The sequence below is a fragment of the Ruminococcus sp. 1001136sp1 genome (genome assembly GCF_039841815.1).
GTDB classification, from domain to species: domain Bacteria; phylum Bacillota; class Clostridia; order Lachnospirales; family Lachnospiraceae; genus Blautia_A; species Blautia_A faecis.
Map to the genome: position 1 here is coordinate 131,556 of NZ_JBDPGY010000012.1, position 12,799 is coordinate 144,354.

Here is a 12,799-nt window from a genome sequence, read left to right on the forward strand (position 1 = left end):
TCACTGCTCACTTTGTGATCAGTAACGAACAGAGCTCGCGGATCAAATTTCAAAATGTAGTTTTTACTGGAGCGCGTAGCTTGCTGGAATGATTTTTGAAACACGCTCTAGAGACACAGAAATGGAGGGTACTATGATTAAAAGAATCGGCTTATTAACAAGCGGCGGTGACTGCCAGGCACTGAATGCCACCATGCGGGGAGTTGTAAAAGGGCTTACAAACAGCATTGATGACCTGGAAGTTTACGGATTTGATGATGGATATAAGGGACTGATCTACGGCAAATACCGTATGCTTACATCCAAGGATTTTTCCGGAATCCTTACACAGGGCGGAACTATTCTTGGAACATCCAGACAGCCGTTTAAGCTTATGCGCGTACCGGATGCCAGTGGACTGGACAAGGTAGAGGCTATGAAGCAGACTTATTACAAGCTTTGTCTTGACTGTCTTGTAATCCTCGGAGGAAACGGAACCCAGAAAACAGCCAACCTCTTAAGAGAAGAAGGTCTGAATATCATCCATCTGCCTAAGACCATCGACAATGATATCTGGGGTACAGATATGACATTCGGGTTCCAGAGTGCAGTAAATATTGCAACAAACGCTATCGACTGCATTCATACAACAGCAGCATCCCATGGCCGTGTATTTATCGTAGAAGTTATGGGACACAAGGTAGGAAGCCTTACTCTGCACGCAGGAATTGCCGGCGGAGCAGATATTATCCTGATTCCGGAAATCCCATACGACATTGAGAAAGTAGTTGCAGCTATCCAGAAGAGATCTAAAGCTGGCAAGCGTTTCACCATTCTTGCAGTGGCAGAAGGCGCCATTTCCAAAGAGGATGCCCTTCTTTCCAAGAAAGATTACAAGAAAAAGCTGGAAGACCGCGCGAAGAAGTATCCTTCCGTATCCTATGAAATTGCAGACAAGATTACCCAGAAGCTTGGTTCTGAGGTACGCATTACAGTTCCGGGACATACACAGCGAGGTGGGGCACCATGTGCATATGATCGTGTGCTTTCCACAAGAATCGGAGCAGGAGCAGCAGAGGCTATTCTGGACGGAGAATATGGCATCATGATCGGTATTGTAAATGGCAAAATCAAGAGAGTACCTCTTGAAGAATGTGCCGGCAAGCTGAAAATGGTTTCTCCGAAAGACCAGACCGTTAAGGCTGCAAAGCAGATCGGAATCAGCTTCGGCGATTGATTCCCTGCTGTTAGAAAGGAGTTTCCATAAATGAGCTATACTGCTCTATACCGGAAGTTCAGACCGGATAATTTTGACGATGTCAAGGGACAGGATCACATTGTAACTACCCTGACCAATCAGATCAAGCATAACCGTATTGGTCACGCTTATTTGTTTTGCGGCACCCGAGGAACCGGTAAGACTACCGTTGCAAAAATACTGGCAAAAGCAGTAAACTGCCAGCATCCGGTAAATGGAAGTCCCTGTGGTGAATGTGAAATGTGTAAGGCGATACAGGCTGGCACCTCCATGAACGTGATCGAGATTGATGCAGCGTCCAATAACGGCGTTGACAATATCCGTGAGATACGTGAGGAGGTGGCCTATCGTCCTACTGAGGGAAACTATAAGGTATACATTATCGACGAGGTTCACATGCTTTCGACAGGAGCGTTTAATGCTCTTCTGAAAACACTGGAGGAACCTCCGTCTTATGTTATCTTCATTCTTGCCACCACAGAGGCCCACAAGATACCGATCACTATTTTGTCCAGATGTCAGCGATACGATTTTCACCGCATCACTATTGATACCATTGCGGCAAGGCTGGATGAACTTCTGAAAATCGAAGGCGTAGAGGCAGAAGAAAAAGCCGTCCGTTATGTGGCAAAAGCCGGAGACGGTTCCATGCGAGATGCACTAAGCCTTCTGGATCAGTGCATTGCCTTTTATCTGGGGCAGACACTGACTTATGACAAAGTCCTGGAGGTTCTGGGAGCTGTGGATACGGAAGTGTTCAGCAAGCTTTTGCGAAAAGTGCTCCAGGGAGATGTGACAGGTGCGATACGCACTCTTGAGGATTTGATCATAGGCGGAAGAGAGCTTGGACAGTTTGTGGGAGATTTTACCTGGTACATGCGTAATCTCCTTCTGGTAAAAACCTCCGAGAATCCGGAGGAAGCCATTGATGTATCATCTGAGAATCTGAAACTTCTAAGAGAAGAAAGTGAGATGGTGGATGTAGAGACGCTGATGCGCTACATCCGTATTTTTTCTGACCTGTCCAGTCAGATACGCTATTCCACCCAGAAGCGTGTTTTGGTGGAGATTGCCCTGATCAAACTGTGCCGTCCGGCGATGGAGACCAATCTGGATTCTGTCCTGGATCGTCTTCGTGTTCTGGAACAGCGCATGGACGAGCGGCCTGTTCAACAGGTATTTGTTCAGCCGGGAGCCACTGGCAACGCCGGAAGTACAGGAATCGGATCGTATGGCAGTGCAGAAGCCATGGCAGCAGCACCTGAGAAGGCAGCACCCGAGGATCTGCAGAAGATTGTAGCCAGCTGGAAGGTGATCGTAGGTCAGACCAGCGGTATTTTCAAACAGATGCTCCAGAAGTCTATTCCCAAATACAATGGCCAGACCGGTGAACCGGTTCTCTACATTGAATTCCAGGATTTCCTTGGAAAAACCTATGTAGATAATCCGGAAGCAGAGGAAGAACTGAAGAATATCATCCTGGCCCAGACTGGCAAGAGTGTAGAACTTAAGATGGTGGTGGCAAAAGAACACAACCATACCAATCTTGCCAAGGTTACTGTAGATCAGGCTCTCCGGGAGAATATCCATATGGATGTTGTTGTGGAGGAAGATCCTGACGATGCAGAAGAATAAGAGTGTTGCTGTTTGATTTTTGTGCAGCAACATAAGAGTTGCCGTGAAAGCGACGAACAAGAAGTGAATTAATAATATTTGCAGAAAATGTGAATATTGTTATGAAAAATGATTTTTGCTGCCGCAAATGTTATAGAGTCTGTTTGAAAAATCAGAAATGCGGAATCCAGCATGAAATCAGAACAGTTAAAGGAGGACTTTGTAATGGCAAAGCGTGGAGGATTTCCAGGCATGGGTATGCCAGGAAACATGAATAACCTTATGAAGCAGGCGCAGAAAATGCAGCGCCAGATGGAAGAGAACCAGAAAGCTCTCGAGGAGAAAGAGTTTACTGCAGCAGCCGGCGGCGGAGCTGTAGAAGTAACTATCTCAGGTAAGAGAGAAGTGACCAAGGTGAAGCTTGCAGAGGAAGTTGTAGATCCGGATGACATCGAGATGCTTGAAGATCTTATTGTTGCAGCAACTAATGAAGCACTTCGCAAGGTTGAGCAGGAGAACCAGGCTGTAATGTCCAAACTTACAGGAGGTCTGGGAGGACTTGGCGGGGGTCTTCCATTCTGATGGAATACTACAGCAGTCATATCAATAAACTGATCGAGCAGTTTTCCCATCTTCCGGGAATCGGGGCAAAGTCTGCCCAGCGCCTGGCTTTTCATATTATGAATATGCCAAAGGAACAGGTGCAGCAGCTTACCAATGCCATCACCGATGCCCGGATGAACGTACAGTACTGTAAGTGCTGCTACACCCTTACGGATAAAGAAATGTGCCCAATCTGCAGCAATCCCAAAAGAGATCACAGTACGATTATGGTAGTGGAGAACACCAGGGATCTTGCTGCTTATGAAAAAACCGGTAAATTTGATGGAGTTTATCATGTACTTCACGGCGCAATATCCCCTATGCTGGGAATTGGTCCGGATGATATCAAGCTGAAAGAGCTGATCATGCGACTTCAGGGAGATGTAAAAGAAGTGATCATTGCCACCAACTCCAGTCTGGAGGGAGAGACTACAGCAATGTATATCAGTAAGCTGATCAAGCCCACCGGGATCAAGGTCAGCCGTATTGCCAGTGGTGTGCCAGTAGGCGGTGACCTGGAATACATTGATGAGGTTACCCTGCTTCGGGCACTGGAGGGCAGGGTAGAACTGTAAGATGGCAGGAGGTGATTTTTGTGGCACGCAAAAAAGTGACTTCATCAGATGTGGCAGAGAAAGCGGGAGTTTCCCAGGCAACGGTTTCCATGGTTCTGAACCATAAGTACAATGTTTCTTTTTCCCGAGAAACAGTGGAAAAAGTGGAAAGCGCGGCCAGAGAACTGGGCTATCAGCTTCCGGGCCACAAAAATAAAAAAGAGAACAAAAAGGAAAAAATGATTGTTGTCTTTTGCCCAACTATTACCAGCCCTTACTATGTGATGCTCCTTCAGGGAATCGAGGCGGTAGCCAACGAGCGTGGCTACGGAGTTTTCATCTGCAATACCCAGCGTGATGCCAGGCTGGAAGAGAAGTATCTGCGCATGATACGCGCCATGGCACCCCAGGGGATCATTTATGCCTGCAATCCCCACCCGGACTATATCAGCCAGGTAGAAGAGATGGCAAGAAGCATTCCGCTGGTCATCATTAGCAACAAAGAAAAAATCAGTACAGTAGATGCTATTAATCAGGACAACACAGAAGTGGGACGACTTATGGCGAGGCATCTGCTGGATCTGGGACATCAGGATGTGGCCTTTATTACGCCGCCGCTTACCAGAAGACAGTGGCAGCGTTCCAAACGAGTGGATGGTTTTGTCCGTGAGTTTGAGAAGGCTGGGCTTTCCGGACATGTGATCATCCGGGCTGCTGACGAATCCGTTGACCGTCGCAATCCTAAGACGGATTCCGAGTATTCTATGGGCTATGCCCTGACCAGGTCTCTTCTGGAGGATGGCAGCAGATTTACTGCCATTGCCGGACAGAATGACATGATGGCCATTGGTGCTGTGGATGCTCTTCAGGATGCCCGTCTGAGAGTGCCGAAGGATGTATCTGTGATCGGCTGCGACAATATTTTTTATTCCGGAATTCGCAGAGTGTCACTGACTACCATTGATCACTTCGTTGATCTGAAGGGCAGGGATGCCTGTGACATTATCATCCGGAAAATCGATACAGGCATCCGTTTCGGGGAAGGCATCCGTCCCACAAGTGTATATAATATTGAGTATAATCCCAAGATTATTGTGCGAAAAACCACCGGTTATGCACGTATGGATAAACCGGATCCCATAAACGAAAAATCCGAAGAAAATAAGTTTAAATAAATAATTTACTGGAAATTATTAGTAATAATTTAAAAAAAACATCTGGTAAAATTGCTGGAAAAACTGATTGATACAGTAGAAAATTGATTGATACCATACTAACAAACTATAGAATGATTAATAATAGATGAAATTATTAATTGAAATTTTATTAATAATTTGCTCTCTGCCTTGACCTGTAAATGAAGTCTGCTATAATGAAAGCATATGAACAGTGCAAGATAAAGGAAGCGCTGCAACGCTCTAGTCTAATTCATTTAGGAGGAAGAAATCATGAAATTTTTTATTGACACAGCAAAAGTAGAGGATATTAAGGCAGCTAACGATATGGGAATTATCTGTGGCGTAACTACAAATCCATCCCTGATCGCGAAAGAGGGAAGAGATTTCAACGAAGTAATCAAAGAAATCACAGAGATCGTCGATGGACCGATCAGCGGCGAGGTTAAAGCTACTACAACAGATGCAGAGGGAATGATCCGTGAGGGACGTGAGATTGCTAAGATCCATCCAAACATGGTTGTAAAAATTCCTATGACATGCGAAGGTCTGAAAGCAGTTAAAGTTCTTTCAAAAGAAGGTATCAAGACAAATGTAACTTTGATCTTCAGCGCTAACCAGGCACTTCTTGCAGCAAGAGCTGGTGCTACATATGTATCTCCATTCCTTGGAAGACTGGATGACATCTCTACAGACGGTGTTGAGCTGATTCGCCAGATCGCTGATATGTTTGCAGTTGCAGGCATCGATACCGAGATCATCGCAGCAAGTGTTCGTCATCCAATGCATGTAACACAGTGTGCACTTGCAGGTGCTGATATCGCTACTGTACCATTTAAAGTACTTGAGCAGATGACTCATCATCCGCTGACAGACGCTGGTATTGTTAAATTCCAGAATGATTACAAGGCTGTATTTGGAGAATAATTAACCGAGAAATTATTTTACGTAAGAATTCAATCCGGTTGTGATTCGCACATCATGATATCAAGGGAAATAATAAGGAGAATTGAAAATGGAGAATTTAGAGCTTCAGAAAGTTGCCAACGAAGTCCGCAAAGACATCGTAACAGCACTGCATGCTGCTAAAGCTGGTCATCCAGGCGGATCTTTATCAGCAGCAGATTTATTTACTTATCTTTATTTTGAGGAAATGAATATTGATCCTAAGGATCCGAAGAAAGCAGATCGCGACCGTTTTGTCCTTTCCAAAGGTCATACTGCACCAGGTCTGTATTCTGTACTGGCTGAGAGAGGTTATTTCCCGAAAGAGGATCTGGTGACACTTCGTCATCTCGGATCTTACCTTCAGGGACATCCGGATATGAAGCATATTCCTGGCGTCGATATGTCCAGCGGTTCCCTTGGACAGGGAATCTCTGCAGCGGTTGGAATGGCACTTTCTGCAAAATTATCAAATGACAGCTATCGTGTATACACACTTCTTGGAGACGGCGAGATCCAGGAGGGTCAGGTATGGGAAGCTGCAATGTTTGCAGGAGCAAGGAAACTGGACAATCTTGTAGTGATCGTTGATAACAATGGTCTTCAGATCGATGGTAAAGTTGAGGACGTATGCTCCCCATACCCGATCGATAAGAAATTCGAAGCATTCAATTTCCATGTAATAAATGTAGCTGATGGAAATGACATGGCGCAGCTGCGCGTTGCTTTTGACGAGGCAAAGACTGTGAAAGGAATGCCGACTGCGATCGTTATGAAAACAGTAAAAGGCAAAGGGGTATCTTTCATGGAGAACCAGGTTGGCTGGCATGGAAAAGCTCCGAACGATGAAGAGTACGCACAGGCTATGGCAGATTTGGAAAAGGTAGGTGAAGCATTATGTCAGAAGTAAAGAAGATTGCCACCAGAGCAAGTTATGGTAACGCTCTTGTAGAACTTGGAAAAAAACATGATGATCTGGTTGTTCTGGATGCTGACCTTGCTGCAGCTACACAGACCGGAATCTTTAAGAAAGCATTTCCGGAGCGCCACATCGACTGCGGTATCGCAGAGTGCAACATGATGGGAATTGCTGCCGGAATCGCAACAACTGGAAAAGTGCCTTTCGCAAGTACTTTCGCTATGTTTGCAGCAGGACGTGCCTTTGAGCAGGTTCGCAACTCTGTTGGATATCCGAAGCTGAATGTTAAGATTGGTGCTACCCACGGCGGAATTTCCGTTGGTGAGGATGGTGCTACACACCAGTGCTGCGAGGATTTTGCACTTATGCGTACAATTCCTGGAATGATTGTTGCATGCCCGTCTGATGATATTGAAGCAAAAGCAATGGTAGAGGCAGCTTATGAGCATGTGGGCCCTGTTTACATGAGATTTGGCCGTCTTGCTGTTCCGGTTATCAATGATAACCCGGATTATAAATTTGAACTTGGCAAAGGTATTGTTCTCCGTGAGGGAAAAGACCTTACCATTATTGCAAACGGACTTTGCGTAGCTCCGTCTCTGGAAGCAGCTGCGAAACTGGCTGAAGAAGGAATCGAAGCAAAGGTTATTAACATCCACACCATCAAACCTCTCGATGAGGAACTTGTTGTAGCAGCTGCCAAAGAAACAGGCAAAGTTGTTACTGTTGAAGAGCATTCCATCATCGGCGGCCTTGGTGGTGCTGTATGCGAGTGCCTTGCTGAGAAAGCTCCTGTACCGGTTAAACGTATTGGTATCAATGATGTTTATGGAGAGTCCGGCCCGGCTGTTGCTCTTCTTGAGAAATACGGTCTTGATGCAGCCGGTATCTATAAACAGATCAAAGCATTTATCTAATTGGCTGTACCTTTCCTATATGGTGCTGGCGCCGGCAGGCGTTATGTCTGTTTTTACAGAAAACCTTTTGGAAATTCAAAAAAGTGATATGCTAAATAAGCATACGGCAAATGGAAGTGAAAGCTTCTGTTTGCCGTATTGTTATATAAAATTTCCGAGAATCCCCTGTGCAATGGTGTCAGCCAGCGTGATCACAGTGGACAGTCTTGTTGTCTGTAAAGTCAGATATTCCAGAATTCCTGCAATATTTACAATTCCAGTAATATAAATATCCCCCACAGGCGGCAGATCTTTCTGAACAGCCGCACCTGGGTAAAGAGAGCCGTTTCCGATTGTCACATAGCCCAAATGTCTTTCATCGCCTAGAGACGCGTCTATAGCAATTACAAGGGCAAACGGATGGTTCTTTGAAATAAAGTCCGTTATATCGGACAGATTGACGGCATGAACAGGCTGACTTAATGTACCGTAGACAAAAATTCCTGGAAGCTGATGCTGACTTAAACGATAGCCCACATAAGGTCCCAGACAGTCTCCGGTTACCCGGTCACTTCCAATGCACAAAAACACAATTTCAGTCCAGTCCCGTTTATGACGCTTAATACATTTTCCCAGAAGCCGTGCAATTTCTCTGGAAGAATCTGGTTTTTGGGTATTTACATAAAAAGGCATAAAAGTTCTCCTGCTTTAAAAATTTCATAAATAAGCAAACTTGCCCGATTACTTATGAACGATAATTTGCAGCTGCAGCTGTCTGATATAATCCATCTTATCCTATATCTGGAAAAAATATGCACCTGGCTGAGTACAAAAAAACATATCGAAATCTATATGCTGCACTTTACGTGACATTCTGCCGGAATTCAATTGCAGCAGTTCGCTGTACCCTTCATCCCGACAAATATTTCCTTTGCAAAAACTGTCGCAAAATTCTGTGAAACAGGTCTTATATTCCGCTAAAATCTGCATTTCTCATGTGATATTCTCATACCCGAAGGGGTGATGTGACTATGATAGAAGTTATCTACAAAGAAGAGAAACAGGAGGCGAAAAATGGGGAAAATCTTTTTAATCTGCCGAGAAATATACGTCAGGTAGGATTGACAACCGGAAATATGCGTATTTATATTGAAGATTACGTATACACATTTCTGACAAGGCTTGCCAGGAATGCGGTCGGTTCCGGAAAAGAACAAGGCTGTGTAGCTGTTTTTACAGGCGAAACAAAATGGAACAATGGTATAACCTATCTTTTCATCCGGGGAGCTTTGATGGTGGAAGATATGGAAGCTGCATCAGATCATATTGATTTCTCTGAAAAAATATGGGCAAAAATACAGGAAGACCAGGCAAAATATTTTCCGGGACAGGAAATAACAGGCTGGTTTTTTTCGCGCCCTCAGATGTATATGGAAACAGACGAATTGCTGACCCGAATCCATCTTCGGTATTTTGGCGGTGAAAAAGTGCTTATGCTTATGGAACCTGCAGAAAAAGAAGAAGCTTTCTTCTTCTTTGAAAATGGCCTTATGGTCCGGCAGCGGGGATATTACATTTATTATGAGAAAAATCCGCTGATGCAGGAGTACATGATTGAAAAAAATAAAGATTTTGCGCCGGAATTTACAGAAAATGTGTCTGACGAGGCGGTTGTATCTTTTCGGAAAATCATCCGGAACAAGAAAACAAAGAAAGCAGAAAAGACAGAGGAAAAGCCCCAGGAGGAAATGGAGCGTACCTCTGTTTTTTCATATGCAGCAACGGCCTGTCTGGTACTTGCTGTATTAGCTGTAGGTGCGGGCTTTTACAGAAATTACGGTGGCTTGCCGGTGCAGCCTGAAGATGATTATGCAGTGACTGTTATGTCAGGAAAAACAGAGGAAGATGCATCAGAAGAAAAGCAGGCAGAAAATGACACGAATCAGATACAGGATGTTTCCAAACAGGAGAAAAGTCCGGAAGAGCAGTTGGAAAGAAATGCTTCGGTGACTCCCCAAATAACGCAGGAAGCCGCCGATACAGAAATAAGTGATGAAACCGGGAATAGCTGGCAGGACAGCGAATCTGATTTTGCAAATGAGGCGGAAGCAGCAGAACAGATAAAAGCTGAGGAGCCGGCAGAAACGGTGGATCAGACGGAAACTTTTTCCCAGGAAGCTGATGAACGGAAAATAAAGAAACAGAGCACCAACGTAGAAGAACAGACGGATTCCAGTGCACAGACCTCATCTGACGGTATATACGAAACTTATGTGATCAAACCAGGCGATACTTTATACCAGATCAGTATTTCCCATTATGGAAATATGGATGCCATCCCGGAAATCTGCCGCCTGAATAATCTGGAAGAAAACCAGGTGATTTATCCGGGGCAAATGATTGTATTACCTTGACCGGATGTGGTATAATCGAAAAAATAGAAAATACAAGGCAAGGTTAAATTATGGCAAACACATTCAAAAATATCAAAAAGAAACTGCGGCGGAAACGACTTCTGGCCGAGAAACGCCATCTGGAAAAAGCCCAGGCCGGAGCCGGTGGGAATGAAGCTGCGAGAAGAAAAATCAAAGCTGCTTTGCGAAGAAAGAAAGCTGTGCTGAAACCGGTTGCCGTGATACTGATTGCTGTATTTGTGGTCTTGGCAGGCTTTCTTTTTCTGGAAAAAAGAACTTACCGAAACTATAAAGTACAGGTGACCAGTGAGCAGGAGGATACTGTTTCCACCCAGTACACCTATCTGTCAGGTAAGATTCTGCGTTATAGTTCCGACGAGGTATCTCTGGTAAACAACAAGCTGGAAACTGTATGGTCCCAGACATATGACATGCAGAATCCTGTGGCAGATGTTTGCGGTGACTGTGCCGTGATTGCTGATAAAGATGGTACATCCATGGTTTTTCTTGACAAAAATGGAATTACCGGGACTGTATCTACTTCTTACAGTATTGTGAAGGCAAAAGTTTCCAAAACCGGAATGGCAGCGGCAATTCTGGATGGCGGCGACCACACCTGGATCAATTTTTACAATTTAGATGGAAGTCTTGTGGCAGAAAATCAGACTAATATTCAGGATCCTGGATATCCTATGGATGTGGCACTGGCAGATAATGGCGTTGTGATGATGGTGGCATATCAGTTTGTGGACAGCAGCGAGACCACCAGTTACATAGCTTTTTATAATTTCGGAGAAGTTGGACAGAATGAAGACGACCGTATTGTAAGCGGATACACATATGATGGAGTTGTGGTTCCGCAGATTCAGTATCTTGGCAGCAATGCAGTTGCACTTCGGGATGATGGATTTACCATATATTCCGGGCGCCAGATTCCTAAAGAACTGAAAACAGTCCAGGTTGAGCAGGAGATTATCAGTACTTTTTATGATGAAAACAACATTGGTCTGGTATTTAAAAATGACAGCAAAGACAAACAGTATACCATGCAGGTATATTCTTCTGCTGGCAAACTGAAATTTAGCAAGGATTTTAATATTCCATATACCACTATCAGAATGAGTGATGATTATATTGTTATGTACAACAGTTCCCAGCTTTGCGTGTTGAATAGCAACGGTTCCGAGAAATATTTTGGAAGTGTGGATGGAACAGTGAAAGACTTTTTCAAATTGGGGTGGAATAAGTATTTGCTTGTTATGGATACTGGTGTAAATGTGATAAAACTCAGTTAAGGAGAATGAAATGGACATAAGCTGGACTTGGCTTGGCATTGTGGTGCTTGCACTGATTATTTTTGCATGCGCTTCCGGATTTCGCAGAGGCTTTGTAAAAGAAATCGTATCTGCTTTTTTTATGATCATATCCTTTCTCCTTGTATGGGTGATTAATCCATATGTAAATACATTTGTGAGAGAGTATACACCTGTTTATAATATTGTTCAGAGTAACTGCCAGGAACTGGTCATGGAACAGACAGGCAGCCAGAAAGCTCTGGATAAAGAAGAACAGACGCAGATAATGGAAAAAATGGAACTTCCGGACATATTGAAAACTTCTCTTATGGAAAATAATACTGCAGAGACATACCGCTATCTTGCAGTCAGTACGTTTGCGGAATATATAGCAGATTCGCTGGCTGTCATGATCGTAAATGGAATATCATTTCTTTTATCCTTTATAATTTCTGCAATCGTGATCAGACTGTTGAGTTATATACTGAATGTTCTGACAAATCTTCCTGTGATAAAGGGCGTGAATAAAATTGCCGGAGGTGTAGTGGGTGGTGCGAAGTGCATAATCTTTATCTGGATCGGGTTTCTGATCCTGACGCTGCTCTGTGATACTACGATTGGAAAACAGGGAATGGCTCTTGTTGAGCAGGATACAGTACTGAATTTCCTGTATAATCAGAATATATTTGTGAAAGTGTTTATGAGTGTTTTCTACGGAAATTGAGCACAAATGTCAAATAATGTAAAAAAATCAAAAAAATTGAAAAAAGGGGTTGACGAATGGCAACTCTGATGATATACTGAATCTCGCTTCTGAGGAAGCGGGATTTCATTTTGAAAAACTTCAAAAGTTTTTTAAAAGAAATTAAAAAAAGTTGTTGACAAACGAAAATGCTTGTGGTAATATAAACAAGCTGTCGGACAGACAACGACAGATAAACAACCTTGACAACTAAACAGTGAAACACATACGATTCTCGAAAATTCTTAACGAATCATCATTCGAATGAATGAACTTTTTATAACAGTAATGACGAGAGATAACTAAGCTAGTTGGTTGTCTTGAGTACATCAAACACTTTATCAGAGAGTTTGATCCTGGCTCAGGATGAACGCTGGCGGCGTGCTTAACACATGCAAGTCGAAC

12 protein-coding genes and 1 rRNA gene are annotated in these 12,799 nt (G+C 43.9%); 12 read left to right on the forward strand and 1 reads right to left on the reverse strand.

Annotated elements, in window-relative coordinates; all coding sequences use genetic code 11:
• The first annotated feature begins 136 nt into the window (after positions 1-136).
• From ABHC48_RS12500 to ABHC48_RS12535, 8 genes are all read left to right on the forward strand, one after another.
• A complete protein-coding gene (locus ABHC48_RS12500) occupies positions 137-1,216 on the forward strand; it encodes an ATP-dependent 6-phosphofructokinase (protein ID WP_334285695.1) in 1,080 nt (359 codons plus the stop codon).
• A 30-nt stretch (positions 1,217-1,246) separates the two neighbouring features.
• Entirely contained in the window at positions 1,247-2,872 is a 1,626-nt protein-coding gene (gene dnaX, locus ABHC48_RS12505) for a DNA polymerase III subunit gamma/tau (RefSeq protein ID WP_195699649.1), read from the forward strand.
• 204 nt (positions 2,873-3,076) lie between these two features.
• Positions 3,077-3,433, forward strand: coding sequence for a YbaB/EbfC family nucleoid-associated protein (locus ABHC48_RS12510; RefSeq protein ID WP_021924790.1), 357 nt, complete (start codon positions 3,077-3,079; stop codon positions 3,431-3,433).
• Positions 3,433-4,029, forward strand: coding sequence for a recombination mediator RecR (recR, locus tag ABHC48_RS12515; protein WP_118577969.1), 597 nt, complete (start codon positions 3,433-3,435; stop codon positions 4,027-4,029). Before ABHC48_RS12510 ends, recR begins: the two co-directional genes overlap by 1 nt.
• Before the next feature lie 20 nt (positions 4,030-4,049).
• Entirely contained in the window at positions 4,050-5,183 is a 1,134-nt protein-coding gene (locus ABHC48_RS12520) for a LacI family DNA-binding transcriptional regulator (protein WP_195699650.1), read from the forward strand.
• Positions 5,184-5,456: 273 nt separating this feature from the next.
• Entirely contained in the window at positions 5,457-6,110 is a 654-nt protein-coding gene (gene fsa, locus ABHC48_RS12525) for a fructose-6-phosphate aldolase (protein ID WP_021924793.1), read from the forward strand.
• 88 nt (positions 6,111-6,198) lie between these two features.
• A complete protein-coding gene (locus ABHC48_RS12530) occupies positions 6,199-7,038 on the forward strand; it encodes a transketolase (RefSeq protein WP_195409599.1) in 840 nt (279 codons plus the stop codon).
• Positions 7,026-7,964, forward strand: coding sequence for a transketolase family protein (locus ABHC48_RS12535; protein WP_118577966.1), 939 nt, complete (start codon positions 7,026-7,028; stop codon positions 7,962-7,964). The genes ABHC48_RS12530 and ABHC48_RS12535 overlap by 13 nt, the downstream gene beginning before the upstream one ends.
• Positions 7,965-8,105: 141 nt before the next feature.
• On the opposite strand, the gene yyaC is transcribed toward ABHC48_RS12535, so the two are convergent.
• Positions 8,106-8,636: a spore protease YyaC gene (yyaC, locus tag ABHC48_RS12540; protein WP_148463555.1), complete on the reverse strand. Its 531-nt coding sequence runs from the start codon at positions 8,634-8,636 to the stop codon at positions 8,106-8,108.
• A gap of 338 nt (positions 8,637-8,974) precedes the next feature.
• On the opposite strand from yyaC, the gene ABHC48_RS12545 reads away from it, so the two are divergent.
• From ABHC48_RS12545 to ABHC48_RS12560, 4 genes are all read left to right on the forward strand, one after another.
• Positions 8,975-10,357 carry a LysM domain-containing protein gene (locus tag ABHC48_RS12545; protein WP_195699651.1) on the forward strand — a complete coding sequence of 461 codons (1,383 nt, stop codon included), beginning with the start codon at positions 8,975-8,977 and terminating at the stop codon, positions 10,355-10,357.
• 50 nt (positions 10,358-10,407) lie between these two features.
• The gene (locus ABHC48_RS12550; protein ID WP_118577963.1) at positions 10,408-11,652 is read left to right on the forward strand and encodes a DUF5711 family protein; all 1,245 of its coding nucleotides are present in this window, start codon (positions 10,408-10,410) and stop codon (positions 11,650-11,652) included.
• A 10-nt stretch (positions 11,653-11,662) separates the two neighbouring features.
• On the forward strand, positions 11,663-12,376 hold the full coding sequence (locus ABHC48_RS12555) for a CvpA family protein (RefSeq protein ID WP_179988326.1): 714 nt from the start codon (positions 11,663-11,665) through the stop codon (positions 12,374-12,376).
• 356 nt (positions 12,377-12,732) lie between these two features.
• Positions 12,733-12,799, forward strand: a 16S ribosomal RNA gene (locus ABHC48_RS12560); the annotation flags it as partial.

Coding starts and splice junctions, on each gene's coding strand:
- ABHC48_RS12555 (WP_179988326.1), top strand. CDS start 11,663: ATGGACATAAGCTGGACTTGGCTTGGCATTGTGGTGCTTGCACTGATT.
- ABHC48_RS12535 (WP_118577966.1), top strand. CDS start 7,026: ATGTCAGAAGTAAAGAAGATTGCCACCAGAGCAAGTTATGGTAACGCT.
- ABHC48_RS12545 (WP_195699651.1), top strand. CDS start 8,975: ATGATAGAAGTTATCTACAAAGAAGAGAAACAGGAGGCGAAAAATGGG.
- dnaX (WP_195699649.1), top strand. CDS start 1,247: ATGAGCTATACTGCTCTATACCGGAAGTTCAGACCGGATAATTTTGAC.
- ABHC48_RS12550 (WP_118577963.1), top strand. CDS start 10,408: ATGGCAAACACATTCAAAAATATCAAAAAGAAACTGCGGCGGAAACGA.
- fsa (WP_021924793.1), top strand. CDS start 5,457: ATGAAATTTTTTATTGACACAGCAAAAGTAGAGGATATTAAGGCAGCT.
- yyaC (WP_148463555.1), bottom strand. CDS start 8,636: ATGCCTTTTTATGTAAATACCCAAAAACCAGATTCTTCCAGAGAAATT.
- recR (WP_118577969.1), top strand. CDS start 3,433: ATGGAATACTACAGCAGTCATATCAATAAACTGATCGAGCAGTTTTCC.
- ABHC48_RS12510 (WP_021924790.1), top strand. CDS start 3,077: ATGGCAAAGCGTGGAGGATTTCCAGGCATGGGTATGCCAGGAAACATG.
- ABHC48_RS12530 (WP_195409599.1), top strand. CDS start 6,199: ATGGAGAATTTAGAGCTTCAGAAAGTTGCCAACGAAGTCCGCAAAGAC.